Raw genomic sequence first — 15,124 nt, 5'->3', positions numbered from 1 at the left:
GAAATTGTTCACCTTATTCAAACCTGCGCGATCCATTTGCGGTGCGTATGGATCGACATCAGAACGCCAAACGCTGAAAGCAGCGTCACCAACGATGTTCCGCCATAACTGATGAAAGGCAGCGGCACGCCCACCACGGGCAGAAGGCCGCTGACCATTCCGATATTGACGAACACGTATACAAAGAAGGTCATGGTCAGGCTGCCCGCAAGCAGCTTGCCAAACAGGGTCTGTGCCTGGGCGGTGATCATCAGGCCACGGCCGATCAGCAGCAGGTAGACGATCAACAGCAGGCAGATACCGACCAGGCCGAATTCCTCACCAAGCACGGCGATGATGAAGTCGGTGTGGCTTTCCGGCAGGAAGTCCAGGTGCGACTGAGTGCCGAGCAGCCAGCCCTTGCCGAACACGCCGCCCGAGCCGATCGCCGCCTTGGACTGGATGATGTTCCAACCGGTGCCCAACGGGTCGCTTTCCGGGTCGAGGAAGGTCAGCACCCGCTGCTTCTGGTAGTCGTGCATGACGAAGAACCACATCGCCACCGCCACCGGCACCGTCGCGGCCAGCACGCTGAGGATCCAGCGCCAGCGCAGGCCACCCATGAACAGCACGAAGGCGCCGGAGGCGAGAATCAGCAAGGCTGTGCCCAGGTCGGGCTGACGCACGATCAGGATGAACGGCACGCCAATCAGCACCAGGCTGATTGCCACGTGCTTCAAATGCGGCGGCAAGGTGCGTTTGGACAGGTACCAGGCGATGGTCGCCGGCATGATGATCTTCATGAACTCCGAGGGCTGGAAGCGAATCACCCCGGGGATGTTGATCCAGCGCGTGGCGCCCATGGCGTTGTGGCCCATCACGTCCACCACTACCAGCAACAGCACCCCGGCCAGGTAGGCCAGCGGCACCCAGCGGGCCATGAAGCGCGGCTCCAGCTGGGCGATGACGAACATCGACACCAGGCCGATGCCGAACGAGGTGGCCTGCTTGAGCAGCAGGTCCCAGTTCTTGCCACTGGCCGAGTAAAGGACGAACAGGCTGCCAGCCGCAAGGGTCAGCAGAATGATCAGCAGGGGGCCGTCGACATGGATGCGCTGCAGAAAGCTGGCGCGCCGACGCATCACATCCTCGCTGGAGAGCATGCGATCGAAATTGTTCATCACAGAGGCGATTCCTGGGTAACGGTGGCAGGCGCGAACTCGGGCTTGAGCCGGCCATTTTCATCGAGCAGCCAGGCGTCCATGATCTGGCGTACCACCGGCGCGGCGACGCCAGAGCCGGACTCACCGTTCTCGACCATTACCGACACCACGATTTTCGGGGCCTCGGCCGGGGCAAAGGCGACGAACAGCGCGTGGTCGCGGTGGCGCTCCTGGAGCTTGTTGCGGTCGTACTTTTCGCCCTGCTTGATCGCCACCACCTGGGCGGTACCGCTCTTGCCGGCAATGCGGTACTGAGCACCGGCGGCGGCCTTGCGCGCGGTACCACGGGCGTTGTGCATCACCTGCTCCATGCCATGGGTGACCTTGGCCCAGTCGGACTTGTCACGCAGCACGATGTCTTCCATCGGGTTGTCGTCCACCGGTGCCTGGCCTTCGATGGTCTTGGCCAGGTGCGGGCGGTTCCACACGCCTTTGTTGGCGATCAATGCAGTGGCCTGGGCCAGTTGCAGCGGCGTGGCCTGCATGTAGCCCTGGCCGATGCCGAGAATCAGGGTTTCGCCGGGGAACCAGGCCTGGCGACGGGTAGCACGCTTCCATTCGCGCGAAGGCATCAACCCGGCGGACTCCTCGAACATGTCGAGGGAAACCCGCTGGCCGATGCCGAACTTGTTCATGTAGCTGGACAGCCGATCGATGCCCATCTTGTGCGCAAGGTCGTAGAAGTAGGTGTCGTTGGACCGCATGATGGCGGTGTCCAGGTCGACCCAGCCATCACCGGAACGGTTCCAGTTACGGTATTTGTGATCGTAGTTGGGCAACTGGTAGTAGCCCGGGTCGAACACCCGGCTGCCCGCATTGACCACACCACTGTCCAGGCCAGCAATGGCCACCGCCGGCTTGATGGTCGAACCCGGTGGGTACAGGCCGCGCAGCACGCGGTTGAACAGCGGCCGGTCTATCGAGTCGCGCAGTTCGGCATAGGCCTTGAAGCTGATGCCGGTAACGAACAGGTTGGGGTCGAAGCTTGGCTGGCTGACCATCGCCAGCACCTCGCCGGTCCGAGGGTCGAGCGCCACCACCGCGCCGCGTCGGCCACCCAGGGCAGCCTCGGCAGCCTCCTGCAGCTTGATGTCCAGGCTCAGCACAATGTCCTTGCCCGGTTTAGGGTCGGTACGCTTGAGCACCCGCAGCACACGGCCACGGGCGTTGGTCTCGACTTCCTCGTAACCCACCTGGCCGTGCAGGGCATCTTCGTAGAAACGCTCGATGCCCGTCTTGCCGATATGGTGGGTGCCGCTGTAGTTCACCGGGTCGAGCGTTTTCAGCTCTTTCTCGTTAATCCGCCCTACATACCCCACCGAATGGGCGAAATGCGCGCCCTGCGGGTAATGCCGCACCAACTGGGCCACCACTTCCACGCCCGGCAGGCGGAACTGGTTTACCGCCACCCGGGCGATCTGCTCTTCGTTGAGCTCGAACAGAATCGGCACCGGCTCGAACGGCCGGCGGCCCTGGCGCATGCGCTTCTCGAACAGGGCGCGGTCGTCGTCGGTCAGCTCCAGCACTTCAACGATGGTATCCAGCACTTCCTGCCAGTTACCCGCGCGTTCGCGGGTCATCGACAGGCTGAAGCTGGGCCGGTTATCGGCGACGATCACCCCATTGCGGTCGAAGATCAGCCCGCGGGTCGGCGGGATCGGCTGCACGTGCACCCGATTGTTTTCCGACAGCGTGGAGTGGTAGTCGTACTGGATGATCTGCAGGTAGTACAGCCGCGCAATCAGCACGCAAATAAGCAGCATGATCGCCACCGCGCCGACCACGACGCGGTTGCGCACCAGGCGGGCGTCTTTCTCGTGGTCCTTGAGACGGATCGGCTGCGACATCGGACTGCTTACAGGCTCATTTGTGGTAAGGGTGCCCGGACAGCACGGTCCAGGCGCGGTAGATCTGCTCGCCGATGAGTATCCTTACCAACGGGTGCGGCAACGTCAGCGGCGACAGCGACCAACGTTGCTCGGCGCGCGCGCAAACCTCGGGCGCCAGGCCTTCCGGGCCACCCACCATCAAATTCACCGTGCGCGCATCCAGGCGCCAGCGGTCCAGCTCGGTGGCCAGCTGCTCGGTACTCCAGGGCTTGCCATGGACCTCGAGGGTGACAATGCGTTCCCCAGGCTGCACCTTGCTCAGCATGGCTTCGCCCTCCTGACGGATCAGGCGAGCGACGTCGGCATTCTTGCCACGGGTATTCAGCGGGATTTCCACCAGCTCCAGCGACAGCTCGGTGGGCAGGCGCTTGGCATATTCATGCCAGCCTTCCTCGACCCACTTGGGCATGCGCGAGCCGACCGCAATCAGGCGCAGACGCACAGCGCTTTCCTTATTCGCGGTCTTTGAGCTTGTCGGAGTACTCGTGAGCATGGTCCGGGCTGTGGTGCTTGCCATCGGCGGCACGGCTTTGCTCGGCACCCTGCCACAGACGCTCCAGGTCGTAGAACTGACGGGCAGCGGCGGTCATCATGTGCACGATGACGTCGTTCAGGTCCAGCAGCACCCAGTCGCTGTCGCCTTTGCCTTCTTCACCCAGTGGCTGGGCGCCCTTGGCCTTGACCGCTTCACGGACCTTTTCGGCCATCGCGTTGATCTGGCGGTTGGAGGTACCGGTGGCAATGATCATGTAGTCGGTCAGGCTGTGCTTTTCGCGCACGTCGATGACCTGGATGTCCTGGGCCTTGACGTCTTCCAGCGCTGCCTTGGTCACTGCGACCAGTTCTTCGCCGTAAATTTTCTGCTTGGTCATATAAAACTCGTTCAACTCGTTGGATGAGGCGCCAGAGGCACCGTCAGTTGGGCGCACGATACAGTTCGTGCGCCTCGATATAGGCCAGTACGGCGTCCGGCACCAGGAACCTCACCGATTTGCCGCTGGCCAGCAGCTGTCGGATCTGTGTAGCCGACACCGCAAGCGGCGTCTGCCAGACGAACGAAATATTTCCCGCCGGGCCGGACATGGCGGTGGGATCGCTCTCCGAGCGCGCAGCCAGCAGGTTGCGCAGCTCGTCAGGGGGTTCTACGTCGGCATCCGGGCGTTGCAGCACCAGGATGTGACAGTGTTGCAGCAACTCTTCCCAGCGGTGCCAGGCAGGCAGGCCACAAAAGGCATCCCAGCCCAGCACCAGGAACAGCTGGTCGTTGCCGGCCAGTTCGGCTCGGATCGATTCCAGCGTATCGATGGTGTACGACGGCTTGTCGCGCTCCAGCTCGCGGGCGTCGACGCTCAGGCAAGCAACGCCCTGCACCGCTTCACGCACCATGGCCAGGCGATCCTGCGCGGCCACCTGTGGCGTGTCGCGGTGTGGCGGCCGGGCATTGGGCAACAGGCGCAACTCATCCAGCCCCATGAGCTCGGCCACTTCCAGCGCGCTGCGCAGGTGGCCGATATGCACGGGGTCGAAGGTGCCGCCTAGAATGCCGATGCGCCGGACTGCCTGGGCCTTGCTCAACTCAGCAGGTCCCCTGGCCGCGCAGCTGGCCGTCACCGATTACCACGTACTTCTCGCAGGTCAGGCCTTCCAGGCCGACCGGGCCACGGGCATGCAGCTTGTCGGTGGAAATACCGATTTCCGCGCCCAGGCCGTACTCGAAGCCGTCGGCAAAGCAGGTCGGGGTGTTGAGCATGACCGACGCCGAATCGACTTCAGCCATGAACTGGCGGGCTTCACCCTGGTGTTCGCTGATGATCGAGTCGGTGTGGTGCGAGCCATAGTGGTTGATGTGCTCGATGGCCTGGTCCAGGCCATCGACGACGCGGATCGACAGGATCGCGTCCAGGTACTCGGTGTGCCAGTCGTCTTCAGTGGCCGGTTTGGCCTCGACCAGCGCGCGAGTACGCTCGCAGCCACGCAGCTCCACGCCCTTCTCCTGGAAGCGGCGGGCCATTTCCGGCAGGAAGCGCTCCGCCACCCGCTGGTCGACCAGCAGGGTTTCCATGGCCCCGCAAATGCCGTAGCGGTAGGTCTTGGCGTTGAAGGCCACATTCCAGGCCTTGTCCAGGTCGGCATGCTGGCTGACATAAACGTGGCAGATGCCGTCCAGGTGCTTGATCACCGGTACGCGGGCATCGCGGCTGATGCGTTCGATCAGGCCACGGCCGCCGCGCGGCACGATGACATCGACGAATTGCGGCATGCTGATCAGCGCGCCCACGGCTTCGCGGTCAGTGGTCTCGACCACCTGCACCACGGCTGCCGGCAAGCCGGCTTCGGCCAGGCCACGCTGGATGCAGGTGGCAATGGCGCGGTTGGAATGGATGGCTTCGGAGCCGCCACGCAGGATGGTCGCGTTACCCGACTTCAGGCACAGGCTGGCGGCATCGATGGTCACGTTCGGGCGCGACTCGTAGATGATCCCGATCACCCCCAGCGGCGTGCGCATTTTGCCGACCTGAATACCCGATGGGCGGTAGCTCATGTCGCGGATGGCACCGACCGGGTCCGGCAGGCTGGCCACCTGGCGCAGGCCGGTGATCATGCCGTCGATGCGTGCCGGGGTCAGCGCCAGGCGGTCGAGCAGCGCTGGCTCCAGGCCATTGGCGCGGCCAGCGGCCAGGTCCAGCTCATTGGCAGCAGTGAGCTCGGCACGGGCGGCGTCCAGCGCATCGGCGGCGGCTTGCAGGGCGCGGTTCTTCTGCGCGGTGCTGGCACGGCCGATCACCCGGGAAGCCTCACGGGCGGCGCGACCCAGGCGGGTCATATAGTCAAGAACGGACTCAGTCATGGGTTCGGTGTCTTGGCGAAGGGGAAATCGGCTGATTATAACTGCCGCGCAGGTGTACGCCCAGCGGCGGGTGGCGGATGGTAGAAAATGGCTGGGGCAATGGACGGGAAAGATGTAACCAGGGTTATCGAAAAATTCACCACCCGTTGTGGCCTTTTCGCGGGCACGCCCACGCCCACAGGGCTTTCATAAGGCCTGCCCCCTTACAACGACACTGCCAACATCACGATCGATTCAGCCTCGATTAAGCCATTCATTGCTATCATCCCGCCTCCCCAGCCACGAACCGTCCGCATGCCAGCCCTGCCCGACAGCTTTTTCGACCGTGATGCCCAAACCGTGGCCAAGGGCCTGCTCGGCAAGGTTATCCGCCATCGCCACGGCGACCTGTGGCTGGCTGCGCGCATCATCGAGACCGAGGCCTACTACCTCACCGACAAAGGCAGCCACGCCTCGCTCGGTTACACCGAAAAGCGCAAGGCGCTGTTCCTTGATGGCGGGCATATCTACATGTACTACGCCCGCGGCGGCGACTCGCTGAACTTCAGCGCTCACGGGCCGGGTAACGCGGTGCTGATCAAGTCGTCCATATTTTACCTGTAGGAATCGTCTGCATTCGCCGCCATTTTACTCAAGGTCGATTTTTGTGGTTGAACTTGTTCAAGCATGAAAATTGAGCACATATAAAATTTTATATAAAAGCACCGATTAAGGTCGAACGCTAATTTTTAAATTTTGACAATTACTATCCAACCTTAAATATATTTTCAATTTGCTATTGACACGATATTTAGTTGATTTTAAGCCATTTATTGACTGCCCTCAAAACTTAAAACTCAAAAAAAGTTCATAAAAAAAGAAAATAACGTCGAACTTAATTTTCAATGAACTAACGGAATCGGACAAAATACGCTACGTTTTTATTATCGGTATTGTTATACACGAAAGAAATTTCAAGCTCTAAAAAGGGCTATTTTATGAATTTTAATTTTTAGAAAAATTACTAGCCTTGATGACTTTTGAAGCACCAAATTCTTTTGAGGCTCGGGGACATATCCCCGAACCAAAGAACAGTTATAAAATTGACTTTCAGGAATGTTACTAAACATCGACGCCATGGTTTTAATTAGCGAACAAAGTTCGCAATACCCAGATGCTTTTGACTTTGATGCTTTTGAATATTACTTATAGTTACATGCGATTTGATTTTTTATAAAAAAATGCTATATTGATAGCAAGGCAATATATATATAACAATATGAGAAGAAAAGCAGTAATTGACAGATTGATAAATGAAAAAGAGAGATTGATGCAGGATAATCCACAACTGAAATTTTACGAAAGACAAAAAGGTTTGCTTTTTAATGTGAAGCCGCAAGATATTGATACTGCGGGATATTGGAGATTAAATAATAGAAAAGTAAAGGCTAATGCCAAGCCTATTGCTTATGTTGTTAGTGGAAGGGGTGGAACACGAAACGGAACGAAATTTTTAACGCATTTCGTTGCTGCATATCACATAACCCAAACAGAAATAATTTAAACAAACCAGCAAAATGCTGGTTTTTTTTTGCTTTTGATTTTGATTTTGCTCTCCTTGGATAACTCTTAAATAAGTGTCGCAAGCTGATTTTATGGGATAATTTAACTATTTTGCTTCTTGAAAATATAAGCTGCATTAAATATATACTTCTATTGACAAGATTTTGTCCTGTGGTAAATGTATATATATGAAACCACATTTTAAACTATGATATTTATTCCGCATCGCATAACACTTGAAAATCTCACTGCTAAATTATTCTTTGCAGAATGCGAGGCACAGTATGTTTATGAGCGAGCTATCGAAAAGAAACTGACTTCGAAGGAATATTATCAAAACAAGTTAAACAATTCATCAGAAAGAAACCATAAAGCATTAGTCAAAGAAATACGAAATCTTGAGCAAAAAAAGACTTGGGTTGCAAATTGCGAAGAATATAAATGTTGGAAGATACAGCATAAATATGCTCTCGATGGCGATTTGAACGAAATCGTCAAAAATATCACGTTTGTTTTCAAGAGAATTCAAGAAAATCTCATTATTAAGAAAAGAAATCTCAAAAATGACGAGTGCGGCGAAAACGTGCTCTCACATATAAATCATAACTGGAATATTGGCTACAACATCAAAATTAAAGATATCAAAGGGTCAACTATAAAAGACAAGCTAATCAATATTACTGATGAGAAAAAGCTCAAATCACAAATAAAAAGGATACAAAAGCAACGAAGCGAACTTTCAAAGATGCACTCAGGTTTAATTGGTTCGGGTCAAGCATATGAGATTTGTAGTGATGAAGTTGTTCGCAATAGAGAAACTGACGAACAAAAACAATATGAATACATATTGAGCAAATACGTTGTCTATGCAAACAACAAGAAAATCCCGCTATCAAAAGTAGCAAGCACTGAAAAACAAAGATTTGCTGAGATATATATTCAAGTTATGTCATTAGACGCATACGCAAAGAGACTTGACTACAAGCCTCTTTTCATAACTTTTACCGCTCCGGCAAGGTTTCACCCAATGCCGTCAAAAGGCGTTAGTTCTTGGGATGGTTCAACGCCAAAAGAAAGCAATGACTATTTAAAAGGTTTGTGGAATGCTTTTAGAAAAGACATCCATAGACATAAGATTGAGATGAATGGTTTCTGGGCTGTCGAGCCACACAAAGACCAATGTTTTCACAAGCACGCTTTAATGTATGTAAACAAAAAGCATTTTGACGAATTAGTCATATTGATTAACAAACATTTTAGGCATTCTGAAAATGCCGTTAGAATTGAAGAAATTGACACAAAGAAAAGCAAGGCAACATCATACGTGATGAAATATCTAACTAAGTCATTCAATATGGATTTCGAGTTGAAGGGCGGCGTTCTAAATATAGATAAGTTGGAAATTTCAAATCACAAAAAAGTTAGAGCTGTTCAAGCTTTGTGGGGTGTGCGTAGATATGCAATGTTCGGCGTTAAAAACACGCTTTCATTATGGAGAGAATTAAAAAGAAAACCATTTTTTAAAGGTAAAAATGAAAACCTTGATAAAGCATTCATGTTTATTGAGAAAAACGACTTTATTGGCTTCTCGATGTTTGTTAATGGAAAGCTAAAAATAATGAGGGTCTTCAATGAAATACAAATCATGAAAGATGATTTGCTGGGCGATGTATTTGGAAAAAGTCTAGCAGGTAAATACATAATTGATTTGGTGACTGATGAAGTAATTGATATCAAATCAACTTGCAAGATAGTAGATGTTTCATTGTTTGATACTGCAGCCGGAAAATAAATATATATTTATCTATTGATTATTTATAATCGCATGTTACATTGTAACTAACAAACTGGAGAACAACAATATGAAATTAATACTAGTGGCTAGCGGAAAGAAAGAAGTCTTAAAGTCTATTAAAAAATTTGGCATAGATGGTATGTATGAGAATATTAAGAGCATACACAATGATAGCGAGTGCGACTTATTTTATGATACCGTTGACGGCGAATTTAAAGCCTTGGTAGACCAAAGTAAGGTTCCTTATGAGTATTGGGACAACTGCTTAAAGGTCTAATCAATCTGAACTCTGTCAGCCAGCTAACGCTGGTTTTATTACGCCAACTTAAATAAAAGTATATACATCTATTGACAAGTTGCAATTGCATGATTTAATGGATGTAATACTAGAACAAAGGTGTTATATGAAAAGGAAGGTTAAGGTTTATTTATTGAAATCTGAGCAAGGGCTAATGAATGAGGCATTAGAAATCACAAAGAAAAACGATTTTTCATTAGCAAGTTTTCTAAATGCTTGCATAGAGCAATATGTGAAAAGTTACAGGATTAATGGTTTTGAAACCAACATACATCTTGATGTTGAGATAAAGAAATACAAGAGAACTAATAAGCAATGAGGGATATATGAATGGAGTTAAATACTTAGTAATAGCAATCGCAATAGCAACAACATTTAATGCAAATGCTGAATATATTGTTAAAATCCCAATCGAGCAAGCATCTGGTGGTTTTTTAACTGATGACAGTATCACATTCACAAGACCGAGCGATGTGGGTTCAAATCCTGTCGATCCAGTAACGCCTGAAAATCCTGACAGCTCAAATGAAACTCCAGTTGAAAAAACTGGTGCTGAATTGTGTGATGACAGAGTGCAACCAACGATAAATTTTTTAGCGATGAATTATTCCGAAAGCTCTTACAAATCACATGAATTTAGTGATTTATATGTTGCGATAATTGACCCTGTTCACAGGGACGGTTGCAAGGTTTTTGTCAGTATCCCTAAATCAAAAACTTATTCTTGCGTAAAAAATAATGATTATGCGGAAAGATTAGTCAGTGACCTAAGACAAAAGGGTTTTGATGGCGTATATCTTGAATCGTATGGAGCATGTCAGTAAACAAGAGAACTTGAAAGAATTAACAAATAAAAAGCCCTGATAGGGCTATTTTTTTAACTGTGGCTTTAAGTCAAACGTTACTGCTCTTTTGTTTGCCATATGTGCTTTAAATGCTTGTTCAAGCTGTTTTGCTGCTGCTGGGTCTCTTTCCTTAATTTCATCAAACACTTCATAAAAGTCCTGCCTCAAATCATATTGGCGTTTCACCTCGCCCTTTCTTTCATAGATTAGATTTTGTCTGTCCACGTATCTATGTCCGGCAATATCACTTTTGCTGGTTCCAGTGAAGAGTTTCTTATCAAGTTTTTTCTGTATGCCTTCAAACGCTTCAACAAGTTCATCATCAGAGTATGTTGAATAGTCGCCATCAATCTTGCGACTTTCAGGCTCTGCAAGCGGCTCTGGGGCAATCGGTGTGTAAAGGTCACTCGCAATAGGCTCATCTGGTTTAGGTGTCTCTATGACTTTCGTAGGAGCCTCTGCGACAGGTATAGGGTTGGATAGCTCAAACTCTTTCATCAAGTCATCAATCAAATCATCATTAGTAGGTGCAACCTGTTCTTGTTCAACCTGACTTGTTGGTTCTGTGGCCTTCTCTAGTGCGTTCTCAACGGGTGTAGGCACGACAGGCTCAACTGGTTTAGGTGGCTCTACGGCTTTCTTGGTCTTCCATTTTTGAGCTTGTAATTCATAGTCAGCTTTTCTTTGTTCAAGCTCTTTCAAGTCTTGTTGAGTGGGTTTATATCCTGACAATGTGAAACCTTTATCTTCAAGGTTCATCATCTTGAACTCCATCCACATTTTCTTTTTTGCGTATTCTGGGCCATTCACATAGAGCGGCCCCGGCTTCTTCATGTCAGTTGTTAGGCGTTGAAGTCCAGCTTTTATACTGTCTCTTGATAAGTCTTGAAATGTAACTTTTGAAGGGTCTTTGTGGTATTCAAAAGCCTTCTGGCTGGTAGAGTTTTTAAAGAAGTGCTCCACATTGTTGCCGGATTCTTGATGTGTAAATTTCTTTTCAAGGACGGTTTTGTATTTATTCTTTTTAAGAAAGTCAACATCTTCATTTGTAGAAAGGTTTAATTCATCATTGTATCTACGAGCTTTTTTTGAATAGTGCTCCATCAATTGACTGAATTGGTGCTGCTCTTGAAGCTTGTTTTTTAGTTTCGAGTGTTGAATACCTAACTCACTGGCCTTGAATGTTTGGCCTTCTTTTTCTAATGAATAGGAGTTCTGTCCATTCGGGATAATGTCAAACCCTTGCTTGTGAAGGTTAGCAAGGAAAGCCGTTGTTGTGGTTGCACCAATGAAAGCTTTTTCAATTTGAGACTTGAATTGTTTTTTATGTGATTTGATACCTCTTACTTCAAGAGCTTTTTCGTGGTTGCTCTCTGGTGGTTTTGTTTCTAAGTCAGGGTTTAAAGATTTCCTATTTTCGACTTTAAATAGATTGTGCTTATGTTCAAGCTCAGTCAATTTAGCTTCAATAATTCTGTAATCATCAACTTGATTATATATTTTATTGTTGAAGTCTCTGGGTGCCCATACAAAGTGGACATGGATTTGTTTAGTGTCTGTATGGACAGCAAAAGCGTGCTCACGGTTTAATCCGTGAGTATCTGAATAAAGTTCTTTTGCTATGGCAAGAGCTTGTTCGGGTGTGATTTTGTCGGATGGGTCAAAAGATACCATTTCGTGAAAACTGGTATTTTGCTGCTTGCCTTTGCAAGCCTTATCGAATTTCTTGGCTAGAAACTCTATAAATTCTTGCGTTGTTCCTGTTTGAAGTCTGTTGCTCTCTATAAGGGCTGATTTCTTCAAAGCATATCCAAGGGTGTTTTGTGTTTCTCCTTTTGACTTCTGCGTGCTCAATTTCTCTCTTATCATACTATCCTGCGGCTGTTTATTTTAAAGTGATTTTTTCTTCGTGCTCAACAAGCTTTGAATAAAGTTGGTCAAAGGTTTTTTTGGCATTATTGAACAACTCAATATTTTTCTCTACCAAATCCACTTTCCCCAAATTAATTGCCCTTGCCATTTGATTTAAATTATTTCCCATTTTATTCAAGTCAGCCTCTGCCTTCCCAACATACTCGATAAATCTTTCATTTCTTATCTCGATAACATTGCACCCATTAACTGCTAGATGTTCAATGTACTTCGCCTGACTAATGCCCAGCAAAGCTGCATTAGCAACAATTTTGTCTTTTGCTTCTTTTGAAACTCTGACATTAAATTGCTCACCATTTCTTTTTTTCTTACTCATAGTTGTCCTCGTAATATGTTTATTTTCTGGAATGTCCGAAGACATTTCAGCTACCTGCTTTTGATTTTATTTTCAAACGAAGTGCAGAAAATCGAGCAGGGAAGTAAGTGAAAAATGTCGAAGACTTTTGAACGGTAGGATAAAAACGAAGTTTTTTCCTATACATTCCCATTGCTCGCCTTCTTTTCTCTTGACTTCATATTATTATGCTAACTCAAGTTTAAAAGATTTCAATAGTGTATAGGAACAATAGTTATTGATGGCGTGTCTAGGAAGCTACCTAGGAGACTGCCTAGGACTGGTATAGGAAAGGTATAGGAATAAAAAAGCCACCTAAGAAGGTGGCCGTATTCTGGAAATAAAAGCAGATAGTAAATTAGTTCTTGTGATTCAAAATCTCGTTGATTTCATCATCACGTTGCTTGGTGTTTTCTGTCCTGAACACATTTTGAATAATGCCATTGTTAATGAATCGCTTGGCACCATTTTTGAACATCACACCATAATCATCAAGTTCAAAATCAATGACGATATGTTTGATTATCTCATGCAATATAAGATTGATTTTTGAACGTGCCTCATAGGTGCCATTAACTTTCAATTCATCAATTGCATTATCAATGTTTGAGTTGTAAACATTTAACTGTGAAATTTCAAGCTGAATAGACTTGATTTCAATATCAAGAGATTTAATGTCTATTTCTGCTTGTTTAGCTTGTGCAATCATAAACGAAGGTAAATCACCATCGTTCTCAATAAAGTTGCGTTCAAAGTTTTCAAGCAGTTTTTTCTTTTTCTCAATATCTGCTTGTAAGTTCCTTTGTTGCTTGATTAGGTTTTCAAGTGGATTATTTTCATGTAGAACATCTGCAAGATTGATTTCTTGGATAGCTTTAAGCATTACATTCTCAAAGTCTTCATAACGAAGTCTTTTTGTGATGCACTCTTTAGTGAACTTACCTTTTTTACAAATTAAGTAGTTTACTGGTTTTGGGTTTTTTGCACGTTTATCAATGCCGGGATTGAGCAAATGAATAGGACCATCACAATCGGCACACTTCAATAAACCTGTGAAAAGGTTTGTGAATAGTTTACCTCTGCGTCCTTTTCTGGTTGTGTTTGTAGCAGTGATTTGTTGGCACTGGTCAAATATTTCTTTGCTTATTACTGCTGGGAAATAGTTTTCAATTGGTTCGCCAATAGCTACCAAATCACGTTTTCCTGTATTTTGTTTCTTGGGCTGATACATTCCATATGTTGCTGGATTTCTAATTATTTTTGAGATTGTAGAAGGTTCCCAATACTCAATTCCTTTGAATGTTGGGATGTTCTGTTCATTGAGAATGTTTTTGATTTTCAGGGAACCATTGCCATTTTGGAATAGCTCAAAAATCAATCTTACGGTTTTGGCTTTGTCTTCATTCAAAACATATCGACGACGCTTTACTTGCTTGTTCTTTGTTTCGTCCATTATGTAATATGTTTCTGTATCAATCCAAGCTGGTGCTTGGGCTGTCATAGCAATTTTATGAGTAGCAGCAAGCTCACGTTTAAAAGCCCAATTCTGTAAACCTTTATCGGATTTGACCTGACTTTCTTTATTTGCACGGGATGCGTCAATCGACAATGTAATGATTGAGAAAACGTCAATTTCTTCAAGGATACGTTGTTCTTTATCACTGATAATCGCTAATTTCAAACCTTTTGAAATTATTTGATTAACCTTCATTAAAGCGTCAATTGGGCCACGCCGTGTTAAACGGTCAATGTTTTCTAAAGCAAAAACATCACCCGGTTGGAATTTGTCTTTTTCAAGGTCTTCAAAGAATTTTGTAAGTTCTTTTTGCTCTGTATCGTCCGAAAACGATGAACGTCCAATGTCTTCAAGAATATGACTATCTTCAAGCGATAGCCCATTTTTTCGGGCAAAATCTGCAATCAGGTTCCGCTGGCGTTCCAGCGAGAACCCCTTTAACTGCTCGCTTGTGGACATACGAACGTATGAGATTAGACGCGGCATTGCTTGATACCTGTGAGCCTTGGCGTTACAGGTATTATACGACAGACTTGATCAAGTCTGCCTATCCTTGGCAGGACGCCCTCTCGGGGCCCAACAGCCTGGCGCAGATGCAGCTGAACAACCCCGACGCCAGCGGCAAGCTGCGCCCGGATGAGCGCCTGTGCGCCGGCCAGACCCTGCTGTGCCGGGCCCTGGGCCTGAAAGTACCGCACTGGGACGCCCAGCGTTTCGACGCCGAACGCCTGTACGTCGAGGATTGTGGCAACGCCGTGCCCCGGGTGATCCAGGCCGCCCGCCTGGGCATCCCACACGGGCGCGACGAGCACCTCCCGTACCGCTTCGTCGACGCCGAGTACGCGCGTTTCTGCACGCGGAACCCGTTACGTCGCGGCCAAGTCGAAGGCCGTGACTTCTTCATTCTCGAACAAGGAAGCTGA

At 48.4% G+C, this 15,124-nt stretch carries 13 protein-coding genes and 2 pseudogenes; 6 read left to right on the top strand and 9 right to left on the bottom strand.

Annotated features, from left to right (window positions below; genetic code table 11):
• Positions 1-17: 17 nt before the first annotated feature.
• From rodA to Q9451_RS02560, 6 genes are read right to left on the bottom strand one after another with little or no spacing between them, the layout of a single operon-like run.
• A complete protein-coding gene (gene rodA / locus Q9451_RS02585; RefSeq protein WP_049773313.1) occupies positions 18-1,121 on the bottom strand; it encodes a rod shape-determining protein RodA in 1,104 nt (367 codons plus the stop codon).
• A 38-nt stretch (positions 1,122-1,159) separates the two neighbouring features.
• Positions 1,160-3,049: a penicillin-binding protein 2 gene (gene mrdA / locus Q9451_RS02580; RefSeq protein WP_012274377.1), complete on the bottom strand. Its 1,890-nt coding sequence runs from the start codon at positions 3,047-3,049 to the stop codon at positions 1,160-1,162.
• A 16-nt stretch (positions 3,050-3,065) separates the two neighbouring features.
• Positions 3,066-3,533 carry a 23S rRNA (pseudouridine(1915)-N(3))-methyltransferase RlmH gene (gene rlmH, locus Q9451_RS02575; RefSeq protein ID WP_012274378.1) on the bottom strand — a complete coding sequence of 156 codons (468 nt, stop codon included), beginning with the start codon at positions 3,531-3,533 and terminating at the stop codon, positions 3,066-3,068.
• 10 nt (positions 3,534-3,543) lie between these two features.
• Complete coding sequence (rsfS, locus tag Q9451_RS02570; RefSeq protein ID WP_009685825.1) at positions 3,544-3,963, bottom strand: ribosome silencing factor; 420 nt, start codon at positions 3,961-3,963, stop codon at positions 3,544-3,546.
• A 43-nt stretch (positions 3,964-4,006) separates the two neighbouring features.
• Complete coding sequence (nadD, locus tag Q9451_RS02565; RefSeq protein ID WP_012274379.1) at positions 4,007-4,666, bottom strand: nicotinate-nucleotide adenylyltransferase; 660 nt, start codon at positions 4,664-4,666, stop codon at positions 4,007-4,009.
• A 1-nt stretch (position 4,667) separates the two neighbouring features.
• A complete protein-coding gene (locus Q9451_RS02560) occupies positions 4,668-5,939 on the bottom strand; it encodes a glutamate-5-semialdehyde dehydrogenase (RefSeq protein WP_060493402.1) in 1,272 nt (423 codons plus the stop codon).
• A 294-nt stretch (positions 5,940-6,233) separates the two neighbouring features.
• On the opposite strand from Q9451_RS02560, the pseudogene Q9451_RS02555 reads away from it, so the two are divergent.
• The 5 genes and pseudogenes from Q9451_RS02555 to Q9451_RS02535 form a co-directional block, all read left to right on the top strand.
• Positions 6,234-6,524, top strand: a pseudogene (locus tag Q9451_RS02555) (DNA-3-methyladenine glycosylase); the annotation flags it as partial.
• A gap of 724 nt (positions 6,525-7,248) precedes the next feature.
• The gene (locus Q9451_RS02550; RefSeq protein ID WP_131727727.1) at positions 7,249-7,482 is read left to right on the top strand and encodes a hypothetical protein; all 234 of its coding nucleotides are present in this window, start codon (positions 7,249-7,251) and stop codon (positions 7,480-7,482) included.
• A gap of 207 nt (positions 7,483-7,689) precedes the next feature.
• The gene (locus Q9451_RS02545) at positions 7,690-9,273 is read left to right on the top strand and encodes a replication endonuclease (protein ID WP_060498522.1); all 1,584 of its coding nucleotides are present in this window, start codon (positions 7,690-7,692) and stop codon (positions 9,271-9,273) included.
• 407 nt (positions 9,274-9,680) lie between these two features.
• Entirely contained in the window at positions 9,681-9,893 is a 213-nt protein-coding gene (locus Q9451_RS02540; RefSeq protein WP_156342111.1) for a hypothetical protein, read from the top strand.
• Between the two features lie 7 nt (positions 9,894-9,900).
• The gene (locus tag Q9451_RS02535; protein ID WP_131727726.1) at positions 9,901-10,398 is read left to right on the top strand and encodes a hypothetical protein; all 498 of its coding nucleotides are present in this window, start codon (positions 9,901-9,903) and stop codon (positions 10,396-10,398) included.
• Between the two features lie 45 nt (positions 10,399-10,443).
• On the opposite strand, the gene Q9451_RS02530 is transcribed toward Q9451_RS02535, so the two are convergent.
• From Q9451_RS02530 to Q9451_RS02520, 3 genes are all read right to left on the bottom strand, one after another.
• Positions 10,444-12,273, bottom strand: coding sequence for a relaxase/mobilization nuclease domain-containing protein (locus tag Q9451_RS02530; protein WP_345960890.1), 1,830 nt, complete (start codon positions 12,271-12,273; stop codon positions 10,444-10,446).
• 31 nt (positions 12,274-12,304) lie between these two features.
• Positions 12,305-12,667, bottom strand: coding sequence for a plasmid mobilization relaxosome protein MobC (gene mobC, locus Q9451_RS02525; protein WP_160290982.1), 363 nt, complete (start codon positions 12,665-12,667; stop codon positions 12,305-12,307).
• Between the two features lie 376 nt (positions 12,668-13,043).
• Complete coding sequence (locus tag Q9451_RS02520; RefSeq protein ID WP_345960889.1) at positions 13,044-14,687, bottom strand: recombinase family protein; 1,644 nt, start codon at positions 14,685-14,687, stop codon at positions 13,044-13,046.
• Positions 14,688-14,734: 47 nt separating this feature from the next.
• On the opposite strand from Q9451_RS02520, the pseudogene Q9451_RS02515 reads away from it, so the two are divergent.
• Positions 14,735-15,124, top strand: a pseudogene (locus Q9451_RS02515) (DNA-3-methyladenine glycosylase); the annotation flags it as partial.

This window comes from Pseudomonas sp. NY8896, assembly GCF_039634505.1.
The sequence above is the reverse complement of the archived record's forward strand: the minus strand, read 5'-3'. Positions and strand labels throughout refer to the sequence as shown.

Coding starts and splice junctions, on each gene's coding strand:
- Q9451_RS02545 (WP_060498522.1), top strand. CDS start 7,690: ATGATATTTATTCCGCATCGCATAACACTTGAAAATCTCACTGCTAAA.
- mobC (WP_160290982.1), bottom strand. CDS start 12,667: ATGAGTAAGAAAAAAAGAAATGGTGAGCAATTTAATGTCAGAGTTTCA.
- rodA (WP_049773313.1), bottom strand. CDS start 1,121: ATGCGTCGGCGCGCCAGCTTTCTGCAGCGCATCCATGTCGACGGCCCC.
- Q9451_RS02550 (WP_131727727.1), top strand. CDS start 7,249: ATGCAGGATAATCCACAACTGAAATTTTACGAAAGACAAAAAGGTTTG.
- Q9451_RS02520 (WP_345960889.1), bottom strand. CDS start 14,687: ATGCCGCGTCTAATCTCATACGTTCGTATGTCCACAAGCGAGCAGTTA.
- mrdA (WP_012274377.1), bottom strand. CDS start 3,049: ATGTCGCAGCCGATCCGTCTCAAGGACCACGAGAAAGACGCCCGCCTG.
- Q9451_RS02560 (WP_060493402.1), bottom strand. CDS start 5,939: ATGACTGAGTCCGTTCTTGACTATATGACCCGCCTGGGTCGCGCCGCC.
- Q9451_RS02540 (WP_156342111.1), top strand. CDS start 9,681: ATGAAAAGGAAGGTTAAGGTTTATTTATTGAAATCTGAGCAAGGGCTA.
- Q9451_RS02535 (WP_131727726.1), top strand. CDS start 9,901: ATGAATGGAGTTAAATACTTAGTAATAGCAATCGCAATAGCAACAACA.
- rsfS (WP_009685825.1), bottom strand. CDS start 3,963: ATGACCAAGCAGAAAATTTACGGCGAAGAACTGGTCGCAGTGACCAAG.